Here is an 18,583-nt window from a genome sequence, read left to right as displayed (position 1 = left end):
ATGGAAATTCCAAAACTGCAATATTTAAATAGTATGTAGGTAAGTACAGTGTTAATTAGATAATTACACCTTATCAGGTGCTATATAAAATTACCAAACAGTTACATTAGCATTTCCGCTGCTCTGATAGCCCTCAACGCACATTGCCTGATAAGACCAGGAATTACCTAAATTCATACCTTTGCTTCTCCATGCATTTGCGTGGTTTGCAAAGTTGATCTGAGCATTGCTGCCAGTAGGTCTCTTAGACTGTCTGACACTCCAGTACTGTGGGAATGTCTGATAACCATCAATAGATGGAGCGTTGTAACGCATGGTTGTATAGATGTCGTAGGTAGCACCGTCACTGCTTACGGTTCCCTTATAGGTGCCAGTTGGTCTGTAGGATCCCCAGCTGTCAACTACATAATATTCAATTAAAGAGTTTCTTGTCCAACCGTAAAAGGTCAGATAACTGTTTCCAGATGGAGCAAAAACACCTGCGTTATAGTTAACGACTCTGTTAGGAGTTCCGTAAGTCCAGCCTTTACCAACAACAAAGTTGCCACAGTTGGTCCAGTTTACACTGAAATTACCGCCAGAGCCATTGACCATATTTACATATCCGCCGCCATCATCATAGTTCTGCCAATAGTCTGTGGCAGCATATGTAGTACCAGCAAAGATACTTGAAATACCCATTGCAATAACAAATACAAATGATAAGACCTTTTTACTTACTTTGTTCATATGATTCCCCTCCTGTTTAAAGAAACATGGTACTTGTACTTACCTACATACGATATAAATATTACCTAAAAATGTCCTCCTTTTCTTATATAGACAGCTCTTCTAACAATAACAGGAAAGCCGCCTTTTATTCGGTTATCATGCGGGATGTAACTAGTAAAATGATTGTGGATTGTACCTTTGACCAAGAATTAGTCAGGTAAAACTAAGAAGTTTAAAAGATTAGTCTGAATTCAGGCTATAGAAAAATAAAAAATCTCCATTACGCACATATTATCAGCCATGGACATGTTTGTAAATGGTTTGTAATAAAATTAATAATTTTTGGTTAATGTTACCAATTGTTTGTATCGCCTGTGTAACAAAATAATTTTTTTTTGTCTATTTTTTATTTTTTGAGACATTCGTTTTTTTGCCATATAAAAGCCTTTTTCCTATGGGATAAAAGCATTAATATGATCCATATGCATACATGTAATGAAAAGGATGGTGAGCAGCTTTGAATATTTTTATTTACAGCCGAAAGTCTGTTTATACAGGAAAAGGCGAGAGCGTGGAAAACCAGGTGGAGATGTGCAAAGAATATATTTCAGATAAACTGCCAAATGCCAAGCAGGCAGAGATAAGCATTTATGAGGACGAAGGATTTTCCGCGAAAAATACCAACCGGCCTCAGTTTCAGCAGATGCTTAAGGATTTAAAACGTATAAGACCTCAATACGTCATCTGCTATCGTCTGGACCGTATCAGCCGTAATGTCAGCGACTTTTCTTCTCTCATTGAGGAGCTGAATCATCAGAATATATCCTTCATCTGCATCCGGGAAGAGTTTGATACCTCAAAGCCAATGGGAAAGGCCATGATGTACATAGCCTCTGTCTTTGCCCAGCTGGAGCGGGAAACCATAGCCGAGCGTGTCCGGGACAATATGCTTTTACTGGCCCGCACCGGCCGGTGGCTGGGAGGCACTACCCCATTAGGCTATACCTCTGAAAAGCTTCAGGAGGTTGTTTTAGACGGCAAACTTAAAACCGCCTGCAAACTAAAGGAAAATCCAGGAGAGCTCTCTATCGTAAGCAGTATCTATGAGAAATTTTTAGAGCTTTGCAGTGTTTCCGGTGTCAGCAAATATCTGATCAGAGAGGGGATCGGGACCAGGAATGGAAACATGTTTTCTCTTCCTGGAATCAAAGAGATTCTGCAAAATCCCGTTTATTGTATTGCCGATGAGGAGGCTTGGGATTTTTTTAGGAAACATCATGCAGATATCTGCTTTGAACGGCCTGATTGTTCTAATAGATATGGATTATTATCCTACAACAAACGGGATTACCGGAAAAAAAGCGCCCCAAGGCAGGAAATGGACCAATGGATCGTGGCTATGGGAAAGCATAAAGGAGTGGTATCCGGTAAGAAATGGGTGACAGTGCAGGAGATACTTAAGAGTAATATTCCCACTGGAAAAAAGCCCTCTATCATGCACAACAGCTATTCCCTGTTATCAGGAACCATCTATTGCAGTCAATGCAACAGCCGCATGTTTGCAAAACAGAGAAGGAGCAAGGAAAGAATCAGCGACGAAAGAAGTCAGAAATCATATGATTATATCTGTAACAGCAAGCTACGTGCCGGTACAGATCTATGTAACTGCTTTAATTTAAACGGAAGGCAGGCGGATAACATGGTCTTCGAATCCCTGCTTCCCTATATGAATGAGAATAAAAATATCTTTTTACTGCTGGATAAACTGAAACGTGAGATACAAAAGCAGATAGAGAAAGATCCCTGTAAGGTGATAGAAGATAAAATCAAAAAAAACACTGGTGAAATCAATAATCTAATCAGAACACTGTCCCATGATAATCTGGGAGAAGCCTTTATAAGCCGGGTAAATGAAAAAATAAGTGAGCTTGAGGGAGAGATTACATCTTTATTGGAAGAACAGAGCCGTCTTAAAAACAAGGCAGGCAGCTATGAGGAGAGCTCCCTTAAAATCAACCAGGCTTCTCATGACTTAATAAGTGTTAGAAGGATTTATAGAATTATGACCTTGGAAGAAAAACGGACTTTGATTAAATTAATGGTTCAAAAAATTGTTTGGGATGGTAAAAAGCTGCATGTTTACATAGATCAGTAGTTTCCCTTTGACTGGTGGCGCATTCCCAACCATGATTGCAATTATAACCATGTTTTTTATCGGGGGCGCCACTGGTCTTTCTTCCACGGTGCTGTCTGCCGCCATTCTCTCTGGTGTCATTGTACTTGGAATCGTCATGACCCTTGTGATTTCAAAGCTTTTGTCCGTTACCATCTTAAAGGGAGTGCCTTCTTCCTTTACCCTGGAGCTGCCTCCTTACAGAAGACCTCAGATTGGCAAGGTCATTGTTCGGTCCATATTCGACCGGACTCTGTTTGTACTCGGCCGCGCTGTAGTGATTGCAGCCCCGGCAGGTATGGTCATCTGGCTCATGGCAAATCTGACAATAGGAGATGTCACCTTGTTATCCCTCTGTTCCGGATTTTTGGATCCATTTGCAAGAGCCATCGGGCTTGACGGAGTCATTCTTTTGGCGTTTATCCTGGGATTTCCCGCCAATGAAATTGTTGTGCCCATCATCATTATGGCTTATATGGCAGAAGGAAAGCTGCTTCAGATCGACGATCTGTCTGTTTTAAAACACCTTCTGGTATCCAATGGCTGGACCTGGATTACGGCTGTGAGCACCCTTTTATTTTCCCTGATGCACTGGCCCTGTTCCACCACTTGCCTGACCATACGAAAGGAAACTCAGAGCATGAAATGGACCCTGATATCCTGGCTGGTACCCACTGTGACCGGGGTGATAGTCTGTTTTATCTTTGCAACCATTGCCAGAGCCTTCCTGTAATGTTTAAACCTTCCACCATTTGTCTACAATTGGAGTAGAACAACAATCGGAAAGGAGGGAGAAGCGTGAACCGGAGTTACCACGTTTGCGCCCTGTCAGACCAGAAGAAAGCCAGGAGCATTGAAAAAGAGATTAAAAAGGTAGACGGAGTGCAGGATATCAGGATTTCAGAAGATTTAAAAGAAATGCAAATCAAAATGGAATACGAAAAAACACCCGCTGTCATGGAGCGGGTGGTGAACATCTGTAACCGCATCTCTAACGGCTGTGAAGTGAAGTATAAATTCACATAGGTGTTGTTAATGGTGATTTATGAAAGTTATAAAACGTCGCGAGGTACTGAAGCTCAGTACGGCCGTGGCGTTTTATATTTTTAATATTTAAGGTGGGGAAAATAATTGCTCATTGGATTGGGATATGTTACCATGGTGGTATGGAACAATCGTGTTACAGGGTGTGTTGGCCTCATTCTTTGATAGAATGGGGGTGGTGCTGATGAAGTATGACTTTAAAGATCTTATGACCTTTGGTCTTTTCGTTCTGGCATTACTTACATTCGTTTTTACGTTTAGTAAGTAACAATACATAAGAAAAACCACCCTGATACTTGACCGGTACGGGTGGCTTCTCTATCCTGATTTGGGTCAACCCCTTTGTGGGCGGTTGTTCCTCTTGTAATTCTAATATAACACATATGGATTTGTTTGACAATATATATCTACTGACCTTTCTCTTCTTACAGAGCTTCCTTAACCGCAAGCTGCAATTCTTTCCATTTTTTCATCAAAAGATCCGTAGACCAGTCATAAAAATCTCTTGTATCATACATTCTGTAATCGCATTCCTGAGCGACAAGAAGCAGGGTGTATATGTCATACCACAACGCCCGGATGGATTCTTCCTGAGAAAAGGCTTCTTTTCCATAACCGAAGCGGAAATCCTCATGACTCTCATAAGTACGAAATCCCACTTCCATGAGAGGATCTCCCCACACGCATCGTTCCCAGTCAATCAATCCGCTGATCTGGTTATCCTTTATAAATATGTTTCCATCCCATAAGTCCCAGTGAACCAGGCATGGTGTGGTAACAGACTGAAAGAATGGTTTACTAAGGGTTAAGCATTCTTTTAGCTGGAGAGAAGGGATTTTCAAATCCACTGACATGTATTCTGCGTCCTTTAAGGCATACTCTATGATCTGGGAGAACACGAAAAACCAGTTGTTGCCCTGTAAATCCCCATTTCCCATATATCCAAAGATATCCCCGGTTATTTGATTGATCTCTCTGTTAAGCCTTCCGGAATGGATTCTGATCTGCTTTTTCACTTCGTCTGAAAGCTTTTCCTGCTGGGATGAAAAGCTGGCACCTTTAAGCTCCTCCATAAAGAAATAAGGAGAACCGCATAAGGAGCAGCTATCATCATAAAATAGAACCTTTGCAGCGGGAAGAGATGTTTTTCTGGCAACCAGATTCATGGCGTAAACTTCACTAGCCATGATATTTTTCTCATAGGACATGGTACGGACTTCTTTGGGAGGTGCAATCTTGAGTATACAGGAGCGTCCCCCGGAGAAAGAAATTCTGTAAGCAACATTAAAGTAGCCCTCGGTCAGTTCCAAGATTTCCGTACATGTTTCAAGGGGAAATGCATTGGCGGCCATACGGTGCAGCGTATCTTTTGTCTGTGAATTTTTCGTCTTACTTATCATAGAGAAGAACCTCCCGTTTTTAATGTGGATCCTTGATGGTATTATACCATTGTTGGAACAGTCAGAAAAGGAAACTTATGAAAATAGTTGATTTCTTGCATGGATTAACTGATATTTGGGATAGTAATGTTTATCGTAAAAAAAGAACGGTACCAGTCTGATTGTAGTTAAGAAGGAACCGTTCTTTTTCTATGTATTATTATGCTTTTTTTGCAAATTCACCGATCTGCTTGTCCATATTGGAGATATGTTTGGTCAGCCAATCAAGAATCATCTGATTCGCATTAAGGATTACCAGTAAATTTCCACCGGAAGAATTGTAATCACTCTTAATCTTATTAAGCTGAGTAATAAAGGCTGTATGAGCCGCCTTTTGTTCCTGATATCCAGGATACTTAATGCTTAACATGTATTTTTCCTCATCGGCAAAATGCTTTTTGGTATAATCATCGAGGAACTCAAGAAGCTCCCCTACATATTCCTTTGCCCGATTATTCTTTCCAGCTTCAAAGAGAGCTTCCGCTTTCTGAAACCACATCTTGTGCTGGTCGTCGATCATAGAAATCCCAACGGATAAATTTTGTGTCCAAGGCATAACTTTTTTCCTCCTGATAGTATTAATACTTTAATTAACATTATAAACCCATATATTGGAAAAAGCAATGAGTAAAACTGAAAGTAGTAACTATTACCATATTTTTGTTATAGGTAAAACCTAAGCCTAAAAGAAGCGTTTGAGTTTGACGTTCCCACTCAGCAATGCTATAATTTTTACTTAGTAAACAGTAAGGGAGAATGATTATGGAGGCAGATGGAATCCGTCTGAATAAATTTTTAAGTGAAGCAGGGATTTGTTCCCGTAGGGAGGCGGACCGTCTCATAGAGGCTGGAAAAGTGAAGATTAATGGACAAGCCGCAGCAACCGGTCAAAAGGTTCTTCCCGGCCAGTCCGTAACCGTGAAAGGCCGTGTGATAACCGCATCCGGTCGAAAGGAAAGCCACAAGGAAAAGCAGGTTCTCTTAGCCGTCCATAAGCCCAAAGGCATTGTATGCACCACTTCCGATAAGGACAGGGCTCCTAACATAGTGGATATGTTAGACTATCCGGTCCGTATTTACCCCATCGGACGTCTGGACAAGGAATCCGAAGGCTTAATCCTCATGACAAACCAGGGAGACCTGGTGAATAAAATGATGCGCAGCGGAAATGCTCATGAAAAGGAATATCTTGTAAAAGTAAATCGTCCCGTAACAGACGATTTTATCCGTAAGATGAAAAAGGGAGTTCATTTATCCGAGTTAGATGTAACCACAAAGCCCTGTTTTGTTGCAAAAACCGGAGAAAAAGCATTTAAGATCATCTTGACTCAAGGTCTTAACCGCCAGATCCGCCGAATGTGCAAGGAACTGGGATTTGAGGTACGGCTTCTAAAGCGAATGCGAATCATGAACATTGAGCTGGGAGATTTAAAACCAGGTGCTTACAGAGAGCTCTCTAAAAAAGAATACCACCAGATGAAGGAGGCCATAAAAGGCTCATCCAATCTTTCCTATAAAGAACATAAAAAGGAGTTATCTGATGGACGCTAAAATAAGCAGAATGAAAGAGCTGATCCCCATCTTAAACGAGGCGGGAAAAGCCTATTATCAGGAAAGCCGGGAAATCATGAGCAATTATGAATATGACCGGCTTTACGATGAGCTTTTGGACCTTGAACAGGAGACAGGAGTGGTTCTGTCTAAAAGTCCTACCCAAAACGTAGGCTACCAGGTGCTAAGTGAGCTTCCAAAAGAAGCCCATGACAGCCCCATGCTTTCCCTTGATAAGACAAAAAGTGTGGAATCACTGGCCGATTGGTTAGGCAGTCAGGAAGGAATCCTCTCCTGGAAGCTGGACGGATTGACTGTGGTTTTAAACTATAATAACGGAACCCTTCAAAAAGCAGTCACAAGAGGAAACGGAGAAATCGGAGAGGTCATCACCAATAACGCCAGGGTCTTCTCCAATATCCCCTTAAATATATCCCACAAGGGAGAGCTTGTCCTAAGAGGAGAGGCAATCATCAAGTATTCGGATTTTAACCGGATAAACGAGGAAATCGAAGATGTAGCTGCCAAGTACAAAAACCCCAGAAACTTATGCAGTGGTTCAGTCAGACAGTTGAACAATCAGATCACAGCCAGGAGAAATGTAAACTTTAAGGCGTTTTCACTGGTATCTGCTACAGGCGTCGATTTTCAAAACTCCAGACGGGTCCAGTTTGAATGGTTAAAGGCCCAGGGCTTTGATGTGGTAGATTATAAAATGGTAACAAAGGAGTCCCTTCCTGCATTAGTAGAAGAGTTTGCCGCGGAAGTATCCGGCTATGACATACCTTCTGACGGTCTGGTGCTCATCTATGATGACATTTCCTACGGTGAGTCCTTAGGTCGTACCGCCAAGTTCCCCCGCAATGCCATTGCCTTTAAATGGGCCGATGAGATTCGGGAAACAAAGCTGACCAGGATTTTATGGAGCCCGTCAAGAACCGGTCTTATTAATCCGGTTGCCATCTTTGAACCAGTGGAATTAGAGGGAACCACCGTAAGCCGTGCCAGTGTTCATAATCTAAGCATTATGGAAGCTCTGGAATTAGGAGAAGGGGATTTAATCACTGTATATAAGGCAAATATGATTATCCCTCAGATCGCAGACAATTTAACAAGAAGCAATGATATCGTGATCCCGAAGGAATGTCCGGTGTGCAATGGTCAGACCGAAATACGACAGGTCAACGATGTAAAAAGCCTATACTGCGTAAATCCAGACTGCCAGGCCAAGAGGATTAAGAGCTTTTCCCTGTTTGTCAGCAGAGATGCCTTGAATATAGACGGATTATCGGAAGCCACCCTGGAAAAATTCATTGGAGCCGGATTTATCAAAGAATTTGCTGATATCTTCCATTTGGAGCAGTATGAGGAAACCATCACTCAGATGGAAGGATTCGGAAGAAAATCCTACGACAATTTGATTCAGGCAATCAAGACCGCTTCCAATACTACTCTGCCAAGGCTGATTTATGGTCTGGGAATCGCTGGAATCGGATTATCCAATGCAAAAATGCTCTGTCGAGAATTCCGGTTTGACTTTAATAAAATGCGTCATGCAGAAGAAGAGGAGCTTACTTCCGTATCTGGTATCGGAAAAGTACTGGCAGATGCCTGGATTTATTATTTCAGTCAGGAAAAGAATAACGAGATGGTGGACCGCCTGCTTATGGAGGTCAATATTAAGCAGGAAGCAGAGGCGGAAGGCAGCAGAAAGCTGGAGGGCATGGTATTTGTCATTACTGGCTCTGTTGAGCATTTTGAAAACAGAAAGGCACTCCAGGAGGCCATAGAGGCTCAGGGCGGCAAAGCCACTGGCTCCGTCACTTCAAAAACCACATATTTGATTAACAATGATACTACGTCCAATTCCTCTAAGAATAAGAAGGCAAAGGAACTGGGAGTGCCCATTATTTCGGAGGAAGAATTCATAAAATTACTGGAGGAATAAAATATGCCGATTAAAGTACAAAAGGATCTGCCAGCCAAAGCCGTATTGGAAAAAGAGAACATATTTACCATGGACGAGGACCGTGCCTCAACCCAGGACATACGTCCTCTTGAGATTCTGATCGTGAACCTGATGCCAATCAAGGAAGATACAGAAACTCAGCTTCTTCGCGCCCTTTCTAATACACCCCTCCAGGTGGATTGCTCCTTTCTCATGCTGGAGAGCCATACTTCAAAGAACACCTCTGCAAGCCATTTGAATAAATTTTATAACTATTTTGATGAAGTAAAGAATAAAAAGTTCGATGGAATGATTATCACCGGCGCTCCTGTGGAGCATATGGAATTTGAAGAGGTGAATTACTGGGAAGAGCTGGAACGCATCATGGAATGGAGTAAGACTCATGTAACAAGTACGCTCCATATCTGCTGGGGCGCCCAGGCCGGACTTTATTATCATTATGGAATTCATAAGTTTAAGAGAGACAGTAAATTATCTGGTATCTACAGTCACAAGGTTCTGGATCGGAAGGTGCCATTGGTTCGGAGTATGGATGATTTTATCATGGCTCCCCATTCCAGGTATACTGAGGTGAGAAGAGAAGATATTGATAAAGTTCCTGGGCTTAAGGTACTTGTGGAGTCTAAGGAAGCAGGACTGTTTCTGGTCATGAGCGAGGATGGAAGACAGATCTTTGTCCAGGGGCATCCGGAGTATGACAGGATGACGTTAGATGGGGAGTATCATCGGGATTTGGATAAAGGACTGAACCCGGAGATTCCATGTAATTATTATGAAAATGATGATCCTAGTACGGTTCCGATGCTTAATTGGAGGAATGCGGCAAATACGTTGTATGCCAATTGGTTGAATTATTATGTATATCAGGTAACACCGTTTGACCTTGATGGTGAAGAGGCGGATTACGTGATATAATTGGGAAGAGTGATCATGATTTTACTATACTTCTAAAAAAATATATGAAACTAAAAAACATGAATAACTAAAAAATATAACCAATTAACGAGAGCATCGTCATATAAATCTGGCGGTGCTCTCGTTATATATTGATTCCAGCTTCTTCCTCTTTTATAATAAAAAGTAGGATAAACAATTGAGGAATAATAAGGAGAAAAAACTGTGGACATACATAATCATAATCTAAATATTCATTATACAGCACCTAATGAGGTGTGGGATAAATTGGGGGAATTATATAAGAAAATGCCACATTGGAATGGGCTTGTGGATGGCTGCCCCCAATGGTATGGAAAGGATCAAAAGTTAATTGATGTATCCGTAGAACCCAGCGGATTAACATTTTATGCAGAACTCCCGGAGGAAGAATGGGAGGAATGGTTCTCATTGTTTAAGAGAGAGGCAACAAAACTTTTGGGATATCCAATTGGAGAGCCAGAAGATGGCTTTGAATTTTATTACTGGGAATAGGATATTTGCACCATTAATATCACCTTATAGCTACAGGATATCCTTGCTAAGATTAATGAACATTTATGAATACGGAAAAAAGGAAGATGTGAAGTGTTGCAGAAGATTACTATGATGATTTTATAAATAGTATTGGTCTCGATTTTCTTTCCCAATGAATTATTTTGATTTTATTGTGATACAATGGTCCAAAGGATTAAACCTTTAATTGATGAAAGGATTTATACAATGGAACAAGCAGATGAGTTAGAACTATTAACAAATGAATTTAAGTCCTGTCAAAAATCCCTAATCGCATTAGGGGATGAAACACGGCAGAGTATTATCATGTCTCTTATGGAATGTGATTGCAAGGGAGTAAGAGTAGGTGAAATAACAAATAAAACTCATTTGTCAAGACCTGCGGTATCTCACCACCTACAAATACTAAAAGATGCAGGGATTATTGGGATGAGACGTGAGGGAACGAAAAATTACTACTATCTTGACTCTAAGAAAAATGAATTAAACAAGTTAAAAACATTGTTGCTTCATGTAGAAAAGATTCTTGAAAATGCACCTTGTAGAGGAGAAGAATAAATAAATCATATTGTGGAGGAGAGTAAATATGAATCTATCATTTCCTATTGAGAAGACAGTCAAAGAGCGACACAGCGTGAGAACCTATGAGAACCGTGCACTTTCTGCGGAGGTAAGAAATAAAATCGAAGCCTACATGACAGAGTTAACCAACCCATTTTCCATCGACATTACGTTTGAGCTGTTGAAGAAACACATATCTGGAGACGGGGAAAAGCTGGGAACCTATGGAGTCATAAAAGGCGCTCAGGACTTCATTGCTGCATCCATAAGCAAAGACGAACTCTCTCTGGAAGCCCTGGGGTATTCCTTTGAGGAATTAGTCCTGTATGCCACCTCCCTTGGACTAGGCACCTGCTGGCTAGGCGGCACCTTCGACCACAACAGCTTTGCAACAGCCATGAATTTAAAAGCAGGAGAAGTCATTCCATGTATTTCCCCAATAGGATATCCAGTTGGTAAAAAGAGATTTCTGGAATCCATCATGAGTAAGGTGGTAAAATCGGACCAGAGAATGGATTGGAGCAAGCTATATTTTCAGCAGGGCTTCACACAGCCTTTAACAAAAGAAGAAGCCGGGGAATATGCATTTCCGCTGGAAATGATGCGCCTGGCACCATCTGCGGTCAATAAGCAGCCATGGCGAGTGATTAAAGATAAGGACATATATCATTTTTACAAAGAAAGTACACTGAAAAAGGATGAAGAAAAGGTTGATATACAAAGAGTAGATATGGGGATTGGAGCCTGCCACTTCCATATGGCAGCAATGGAAAAGGGACTAGCGGGAAGATTTGAGAAGCTTGCAACACCTGATATTCAGACCCCCGACCAGATGTTTTATACTTTTTCCTGGATTGTTAGTTAAAAAAACTAATTTACATGTAAGTCCCTAGTTTAAATAGCAGTAGACGTGAAAGTTTAAATTTTTAAAATTTAATTAAACATTTTTCAAGTTTACAATATGATTCTAATTTTATTTCTCTTTCAATGAATGCGCATTTAAAGTAAATAATTCATGGAGGAGAAAACAATGCTACTTAAAAAAGGAGATACAGGTAACAACGTAAGATATTTACAGCAGGGTCTAAGGATTTTGTGCATTAATCCAATACGACTGGATGGTATTTTTGATGATAATACGGTAACCTCGGTAAAAAAATACCAATCAGCACGAGGATTGACATCGGATGGTATTGTTGGTGATGGAACCTGGGGGAAAATAAAATCAGACATAACCCCAATTCAGACCGCTTTAAAGAAAAAAGGCTATTATACCGGAACGATTGATGGAGTAGCAGGAGATGGTACTTATAATGGTTTAGTTAAATTTCAATCAGCAAATGGGCTTACTGCCGACGGTATGGCTGGATGGTTTTGGAATTAATACTCCTTAAAGATAAAGAATGGGGTGTTTTACCACACCCCATTCTTTTAGTTTTATAATTTAAGACAGGTATTCATTTGTAAGTATCTAATTCAGTTAACAGCCTCAGATTCGTTTGTTCGTTTTTATTAAATAGACTGTCTTCAAATTTATCTGGAGAAATAGATGGTTCGTACCATAATTGGCCTTTAAAATAATTATATAGATCCTCATTCTTAAAGATATAACCATGTCTTGCATAAATTTCATTTTTAGCCAGATGAATGATTAAAGGTGGTACTTGATCAAAATCCTGCTTTTGATAAATCCTCATATCCGTATAATATAAAGGTTCCACAACAGAAGAAATATCAGTAACCTCTCGTACTGTTTCTAAATATTTCACCACTTCAGGATAGAAGGAACACTTCTCAAGGTATTGTTTTCGCTCATTTATAGCATTAATCATATCACTTTCTGACCAATGTGAGTAATATCTTTCATGTATCGCATCAAGAAATTCTTCGTCTGTAGTTTCGCTCTCTGTTATTTCCTCTTTGGTTACTTTTGCTTCACTTTTTTTGGTTCTTATCAACTTATACGCACCTGAAATTCCATAGCCAGACAAATTAGTATCCTTCATTTTATAATCCTGCACCTCGATTTGAATCATATCATTGCTAAATGTAATATAAAGAATACCGGAGCCACCCCATCCATCATCATTAAATCTATAGCTAATTGTCCCGTCATCTATTCTACCGGCAATATTATCAATTTCAGCTATACGTTCGCTGGTGCCTTGTTGTGTAAAAAGATATCCTTCTAAATTATTATTATCTGTGATCTGAATGTTGAATTCTGTACCACCATTGGACAGGATTTCATCATGGCTTAGGCCATTTTCTGACCAAAAACCGGAATAAACTTCATAATTTTTGGTAACTGATTTTGGAATTGCTGTATCGTCAGCTTTATTCTCAATGTTTTGTTCTGTCGTTTTTTCTATTTGAGTTGAACTAATATCCGGAAATGTACTAGTATTTGTTTTCGCACATCCGGTAAAGGTAAGGCAACTACAAAATATGAATATCATAGATTTACTTTTCATAACAATCACCTTTCTAATTAGAAGCTTGCTTAACAGTGAATACTCTCTTCATTGTAATTGATAAATATAATTGATGGTGTTTTTTAATATTGTATCAAATCGTTGGAGTGTTGGCTATAGTATTCATATTCGCATTCTTAATAATATCAGAAAATTTAATTTGCAAAGAATGAAATAATAAGAAAGGCATATACATAGAGAGAAAAAGATCATTTTGGGGTACTCATGACCATACACATTGTTCAAGCTGGTGAAACCATTTCTACCATATCAGAGCAGTACAAGATTCCTGTTGAAAGATTAATCATGGAAAATGGAATCACAAACCCGGAAAACTTGGCAATTGGCCAAACCATTGTTATTGTTCAGCCTAAAACGGTCTATGTCGTCCAGCCAGGAGATACGTTGGCAAGCATTGCACAGCAGCATAATGTTTCACCTATGGAAATATTAAGAAATAATCCCTATCTTTCAGATCGGGAATATCTCTACGCAGGTGAAACCATTGTGATAGAATATCAAACAAACAGAACAAGAACCATAGCTACCAGTGGATATACATTTTCTTATATTGATCGCTCCATATTAATAAAAACGCTTCCATTTTTATCTTATCTGACCATCTTTAATTATAGAGCTACCGGCGAAGGGGAAATCGTTACCGCTGGGAACGATACGGATCTGATCCATTTGGCAGAATCTTATGGCGTGGCACCAATTATGTTTGTTTCGACCATTGCGGAAGATGGCATGGTTAATCGTGAGGTTAATTATACTATTTTAAATAATCCTGACATACAAAATCGCCTGATGGAAAACTCTTTGCAAATAATTAAAGAGAAAGGATATCACGGCATAAATATATATATAGAAGATATCAGTTATGACAATATTGATAAGCTTTCAGAGTATTTAAAGAGAGCATCTGAACTATTTCGTTCAGAAGGTTTCAGGATACTGGTTACGATAACACCTGTTACGAATATTGATAACGCCGGCATCAGCCTTGAAAGAATCGATTATTCAAAATTAGCTAATTATGTAGATGGTATCATTTTCGCTTCCTATGATTGGGCGAGAACACTCGGATACCCTAGCTCGGTTTTCCCTGTAAATGTATTGACTGAACTGTTAGATTATTCAGTTAATATTATTCCTCCTGAAAAAATATTTCTGGGAATCACCACGGTTGGTTATGATTGGCCACTCCCCTATATTCCTGGATCTACTGGAGCCACTATAGTAACCAATAATGGAGCGGTGCAAATTGCAGCGGAAAATAATATTCCCATACAATTCAACGAACCGGCCCAATCTCCTTATTTCTATTACATGGCAAGTGATGGAATTCTACATGTAATATGGTTCAAAGATGCAAGAAGTTTTGAAGCACGAATTAATCTGGTTTCAGAATATAATCTACAGGGACTGTCTGTTTGGACTATAATGAAATTTGATGCTCAAATGTGGCTTATTATTAATAATGAATATTACATAGAGAAGCCGCATTTGAACGGTTAAAAAAGAGGATATTTTTTAAATAATATTTAGTAGATAGACCTTTTATGAGAACTTAAAATCATAGCAGGTCTATTTTATTGCAAATGAGGAAAGCCTGACCGACCAGCTTTACCAACAAAAAGATACAGAATCTGTTCAAAGATTTAAAAGGTTATTAAACAATATATTGACACGGAGCAGAGGCCATATTACCATGATAGATATAAAATATTGATTCGATTTATCTATTAATTAAGCAGAGCCCAGGAGGAAAACCTATGGAAATTCACCCTCAAACCGTTATTAAAATGACCGTAGTAAAAAAGAATCATTATTGCCCCATCTTTCAAGAAGGTGATGAAATAGTAATTAAGAAACATTGCTTCGACACAAGTTTCAATCACCTGAATAAGTTCTGTTATGCCACTCTGGCAGATATATATCCAAAGTGCAACGATTTAAGAAAGCAGCCGATAGGAACAAAAGATAATTTTGTCTGCCGTGATAATGGTATTATTGAAATAGAATTAGAAAGATTGGAAGATGAGCCATACGATTTTGAAAGAAAGGTGCAAAAACGTGATTAAGTATAATAAACTGGTGAGAGATAAGATCCCGGATATAATAAAAAATGATGGCCGAACAGCAGCCTATTACACGTTGTTGGAAGAAGAATATAGGATAGAGTTGGATAAAAAGTTAAATGAAGAGGTTAATGAATATCAGATCGATAAAAATTTAGAAGAAATGGCTGATATTTTGGAAGTTCTATACGGAATTTGTAAAGCCAGAGGGTTTACCGTAGAAGAGCTAGAAGCAAAAAGGAAAGAGAAAGCCCTTTTAAGGGGAAATTTTGATAATAGAGTATTTTTAGAGTTTGCAGAAGACGAATATAAGACCAACGATGAAACAGGAAGTACTTTTTTCTGAATGGTTAATACGCATAAAAAGTAGTCTGGTACGGATCATAATGGGAAGTAGACAAGTTTCCAATTCTTATAGAAATATAAGGATAGGGGCTTGTTTTTTTATATCATCAAACTTAATAGTAGGTCAATTTCTACATAAAATCGACTATTTTCGACACGACCCGTTTTTTGAGCAAATTTTATTATATATTAGGTTTATGATCCATAACTGCAAACAAAATGATCATTGAAAGAATCAATAACTGAGAGGTATATCCATATGTGGAGTTGCATCCGAGTTTAGACAAGTTCAAATAAATAAGAAAACTATTAGGTAAGAAAATTGCAGCTTTCGTGCAGCATGAAATGATTCAATCATTATAATATTAAACTATAACGGTTGAACAGGAGTCTTGCATGACAGATTATGGTTCAAATAAAAAAGGAGGATGTCTCTTAGGTATAATACATATTTTAAAATGAATGATTGATCTAAATCAAAAATAAGTGGCGCAAAACCCAGGGTACAATATAATCGGTTGCAATCAACTCTCAAGACCGGTACAAGGAGGTATGATTTAAGATTTATGTTATGACATAAATCTCTATTGTATTTTTTATAGTAACAAAAACTAAATGATAAAAGATGGAGGATTAAAATTATGAAGAAGTTACTTTTAATGTCTTTAACCGTTACAATGTTGTTATCAACCAGTACTATTTCCTTTGCAGGAGAAAAATTTTCTGATAAAAGTTATGTAGAAGCGAAAGCCGTATACGTTGGAGTGGAGAGCCGTCCATTAAGCTTAAGCTCAGATTCTTTATCTGCCCCCAAAGGTGCACTTCCAGCAAGACCAAATGATAAATCAGGAGTAAAGTCCAAACAGGCAGATATCTTAAATGAAAGTCTTTCCCTTCGTGCGGCGGCATCCTGGAATTATCTTTCTGGGTATACTGTATACAATCAGAAGACAAGCTATAATTGTGGACCAGCTACTGTTCAGGCAGCATTAAATTATCTTGGGTATAATCCAGATCAGTCAGAAATAGCAAAAGGCTGTAAAACAACGACTAATGGTTCTTATATTGCTGACATGGTCTCTTATATCAATCGGCAGCAGTCAAAGTACAAATATACTGGTAGATACAACGAATCATCATCTGGTATGAGTCAGATTTTATACAGCGGTATCGCAAATGCAAAAGCTGCGCCTATTATCGGACTTACTTTTTCCTCTAGTGATGGTTGGCTTTACTCAACCAATGGCCATTTTATGTCAGTATACGGTGCTAAAAGTGATCGTTCCTCATTTGCATTGGCTGATCCATGGATTGGATACTCAGGTTCAGGATTAAATGGTCAATCATGGACTTACACAAAATCCACTTCTACTATTTATAAGGCATATAACAAAGTAAATATCGGATTAATGTACTAAATCTAAATAGTATCAATTTTTTGGAAAAGACTAATAGGATATTTCCCGTTAGTCTTTTCCAAGCATAGTGAAGGAGCGTTTTAACATATGATCAGGAAAATAAAAGGATTTCTATTGCCTTTCATCATACTTTTTGTATTACTCTTATCAGGTTGCAATGTTCAAACTGATCATGGAAGTTCCAATAAAAGTGCATTGAATCAAGCCCAGGCATATAGTGTGACCTTTGATAAATCTGCTTTGAGGACCTATATTGATATTTATGAAACTAAGCTATTGTATATGGAATTACGGGATTCTACTGCTGATTTTTTTATTTACGATTTTAAGGGAGGCAGTAATAAAAAGATTTTAACCATAGATAATTTTGCATTAAAAGGGATAAGCAATACCCGACTAGGTGATATCCTTTATTTCTACGTAAGTGAATATCAGGGAGGAGACCTGGAAAATCATTTATATGCAGTGAATTTCACTGAAGATAATATGTATGTAGAAACAAAAAATACATATACCCAAAAGCTGATTCCGTTAACAAGCCTGGATGAGAAAGTAGTATCTCTCCAAGGAAATTATATAGAAAACGGAGCTTTTCAAACTTTTTTGGAAACGTTTGATCGTAACATGAATACCCAGCAGGTTCATTTGATTTCAGGCAGGAAACCTCAGGACCTGAAAGAAGAAAACATATCTCGGCAAATGATTTATATTACCAGTGATGAACGTTATTTATATACATTAGAGAAAAATAATTCTGATTCAGATATGAATTGCTTTCTTGTTAAATATGACAAAGATTTTACTCTGATAAGTGAGATGGATATAACGGATATATTAAAGAAATATGATATATCCGGTGGTATAGGTTCATTCTTTGTATTTGGTCATTATTTTGGTATAACGGATTATTCCAACAATACAATAGTTTGCGATTTAGATAAAGACAGTCCCGCTCTTTTATATGAAAATGATGTTGAATACGTCAGAGATTTTTATGGCCCTGGCTCGTATGAATTTTTATTTAAGAGAAACACAAATGAAATATACAGATTTGATACCGCATCAGGAAAAATACAGCTGCAACAATTTGACTTAGAAAATAACACCTCCAATATTCGGGTGATGCTTTCCTATGGGGATAATCTTTTAATCGTAAAGCAGCCTAAGTCGGATAGTGATATGAATGAAAAGGTATATTTAATATCAAAAAATTATAATGCGCAATGAAAAAGATAAAAATAGTTGAATGGTTAATACCAATAAATGAGCCGGGGAGATATCTCTCCGGCTCATTTATTGGTATTAAATTGCGGGTTTTGATTCAATGGTGATATAGAACAAAAAAAGGTTTTTGTATTTTAAGGC

General features: G+C 38.6%; 18 protein-coding genes and 1 pseudogene. 15 read left to right on the top strand and 4 right to left on the bottom strand.

Features of this window, described 5'->3' with window-relative positions; translation table 11 throughout:
* Nucleotides 1-90: 90 nt before the first annotated feature.
* Nucleotides 91-729: a glycoside hydrolase family 11 protein gene (locus tag OW255_RS16935; protein ID WP_024835111.1), complete on the bottom strand. Its 639-nt coding sequence runs from the start codon at nucleotides 727-729 to the stop codon at nucleotides 91-93.
* Nucleotides 730-1,228: 499 nt separating this feature from the next.
* Between OW255_RS16935 and OW255_RS16930 the strand changes: the two genes are divergently transcribed.
* The 3 genes and pseudogenes from OW255_RS16930 to OW255_RS16920 all read left to right on the top strand — a co-directional run bounded on the left by OW255_RS16930 (nucleotide 1,229) and on the right by OW255_RS16920 (nucleotide 3,910).
* The gene (locus OW255_RS16930; RefSeq protein ID WP_268114741.1) at nucleotides 1,229-2,866 is read left to right on the top strand and encodes a recombinase family protein; all 1,638 of its coding nucleotides are present in this window, start codon (nucleotides 1,229-1,231) and stop codon (nucleotides 2,864-2,866) included.
* Nucleotides 2,862-3,617, top strand: a pseudogene (locus tag OW255_RS16925) (nucleoside recognition domain-containing protein); the annotation flags it as partial. The gene OW255_RS16930 and the pseudogene OW255_RS16925, both read left to right, overlap by 5 nt.
* A gap of 65 nt (nucleotides 3,618-3,682) precedes the next feature.
* Nucleotides 3,683-3,910, top strand: a complete 228-nt coding sequence (locus OW255_RS16920) for a hypothetical protein (RefSeq protein ID WP_024835114.1) — start codon at nucleotides 3,683-3,685, stop codon at nucleotides 3,908-3,910.
* 443 nt (nucleotides 3,911-4,353) lie between these two features.
* On the opposite strand, the gene OW255_RS16915 is transcribed toward OW255_RS16920, so the two are convergent.
* Nucleotides 4,354-5,328: an aminoglycoside phosphotransferase family protein gene (locus OW255_RS16915; protein ID WP_268114740.1), complete on the bottom strand. Its 975-nt coding sequence runs from the start codon at nucleotides 5,326-5,328 to the stop codon at nucleotides 4,354-4,356.
* A 199-nt stretch (nucleotides 5,329-5,527) separates the two neighbouring features.
* The gene (locus OW255_RS16910) at nucleotides 5,528-5,923 is read right to left on the bottom strand and encodes a bacteriohemerythrin (protein WP_024835116.1); all 396 of its coding nucleotides are present in this window, start codon (nucleotides 5,921-5,923) and stop codon (nucleotides 5,528-5,530) included.
* A gap of 206 nt (nucleotides 5,924-6,129) precedes the next feature.
* Here OW255_RS16910 and OW255_RS16905 point away from each other — a divergent pair, with 206 nt between their 5' ends.
* The 7 genes from OW255_RS16905 to OW255_RS16875 all read left to right on the top strand — a co-directional run bounded on the left by OW255_RS16905 (nucleotide 6,130) and on the right by OW255_RS16875 (nucleotide 12,281).
* Entirely contained in the window at nucleotides 6,130-6,918 is a 789-nt protein-coding gene (locus OW255_RS16905) for a pseudouridine synthase (RefSeq protein WP_024835117.1), read from the top strand.
* Nucleotides 6,908-8,866 (top strand): NAD-dependent DNA ligase LigA, encoded by a 1,959-nt coding sequence (gene ligA / locus OW255_RS16900; protein WP_268114739.1) that lies wholly within the window; start codon nucleotides 6,908-6,910, stop codon nucleotides 8,864-8,866. Before OW255_RS16905 ends, ligA begins: the two co-directional genes overlap by 11 nt.
* A gap of 3 nt (nucleotides 8,867-8,869) precedes the next feature.
* Nucleotides 8,870-9,802 (top strand): homoserine O-acetyltransferase MetA, encoded by a 933-nt coding sequence (metA, locus tag OW255_RS16895; RefSeq protein WP_024835119.1) that lies wholly within the window; start codon nucleotides 8,870-8,872, stop codon nucleotides 9,800-9,802.
* 204 nt (nucleotides 9,803-10,006) lie between these two features.
* Nucleotides 10,007-10,315, top strand: a complete 309-nt coding sequence (locus tag OW255_RS16890) for a hypothetical protein (RefSeq protein WP_268114738.1) — start codon at nucleotides 10,007-10,009, stop codon at nucleotides 10,313-10,315.
* Between the two features lie 228 nt (nucleotides 10,316-10,543).
* Nucleotides 10,544-10,894 carry an ArsR/SmtB family transcription factor gene (locus OW255_RS16885; protein ID WP_024835121.1) on the top strand — a complete coding sequence of 117 codons (351 nt, stop codon included), beginning with the start codon at nucleotides 10,544-10,546 and terminating at the stop codon, nucleotides 10,892-10,894.
* Between the two features lie 28 nt (nucleotides 10,895-10,922).
* Complete coding sequence (locus OW255_RS16880; RefSeq protein WP_268114736.1) at nucleotides 10,923-11,762, top strand: nitroreductase family protein; 840 nt, start codon at nucleotides 10,923-10,925, stop codon at nucleotides 11,760-11,762.
* A gap of 165 nt (nucleotides 11,763-11,927) precedes the next feature.
* On the top strand, nucleotides 11,928-12,281 hold the full coding sequence (locus OW255_RS16875; protein ID WP_268114735.1) for a peptidoglycan-binding domain-containing protein: 354 nt from the start codon (nucleotides 11,928-11,930) through the stop codon (nucleotides 12,279-12,281).
* Nucleotides 12,282-12,354: 73 nt separating this feature from the next.
* Here OW255_RS16875 and OW255_RS16870 read toward each other — a convergent pair whose 3' ends face one another.
* Entirely contained in the window at nucleotides 12,355-13,371 is a 1,017-nt protein-coding gene (locus OW255_RS16870) for a YARHG domain-containing protein (RefSeq protein ID WP_268114733.1), read from the bottom strand.
* 225 nt (nucleotides 13,372-13,596) lie between these two features.
* Here OW255_RS16870 and OW255_RS16865 point away from each other — a divergent pair, with 225 nt between their 5' ends.
* The 5 genes from OW255_RS16865 (at nucleotide 13,597) to OW255_RS16845 (ending at nucleotide 18,445) form a co-directional block, all read left to right on the top strand.
* Nucleotides 13,597-14,892 carry a LysM peptidoglycan-binding domain-containing protein gene (locus tag OW255_RS16865; protein WP_268114732.1) on the top strand — a complete coding sequence of 432 codons (1,296 nt, stop codon included), beginning with the start codon at nucleotides 13,597-13,599 and terminating at the stop codon, nucleotides 14,890-14,892.
* A 257-nt stretch (nucleotides 14,893-15,149) separates the two neighbouring features.
* Entirely contained in the window at nucleotides 15,150-15,458 is a 309-nt protein-coding gene (locus tag OW255_RS16860) for a hypothetical protein (protein WP_268114731.1), read from the top strand.
* The gene (locus OW255_RS16855; RefSeq protein ID WP_268114730.1) at nucleotides 15,451-15,801 is read left to right on the top strand and encodes a nucleoside triphosphate pyrophosphohydrolase; all 351 of its coding nucleotides are present in this window, start codon (nucleotides 15,451-15,453) and stop codon (nucleotides 15,799-15,801) included. The genes OW255_RS16860 and OW255_RS16855 overlap by 8 nt, the downstream gene beginning before the upstream one ends.
* A gap of 640 nt (nucleotides 15,802-16,441) precedes the next feature.
* Nucleotides 16,442-17,218: a C39 family peptidase gene (locus OW255_RS16850; protein WP_024835128.1), complete on the top strand. Its 777-nt coding sequence runs from the start codon at nucleotides 16,442-16,444 to the stop codon at nucleotides 17,216-17,218.
* Between the two features lie 87 nt (nucleotides 17,219-17,305).
* Nucleotides 17,306-18,445, top strand: a complete 1,140-nt coding sequence (locus tag OW255_RS16845) for a hypothetical protein (RefSeq protein WP_268114729.1) — start codon at nucleotides 17,306-17,308, stop codon at nucleotides 18,443-18,445.
* Nucleotides 18,446-18,583 lie beyond the last annotated feature (138 nt).

The organism is Lacrimispora xylanolytica (assembly GCF_026723765.1).
In the GTDB taxonomy this organism is placed as follows: Bacteria; Bacillota; Clostridia; order Lachnospirales; family Lachnospiraceae; genus Lacrimispora; species Lacrimispora xylanolytica.
The sequence above is the reverse complement of the archived record's forward strand: the minus strand, read 5'-3'. Positions and strand labels throughout refer to the sequence as shown.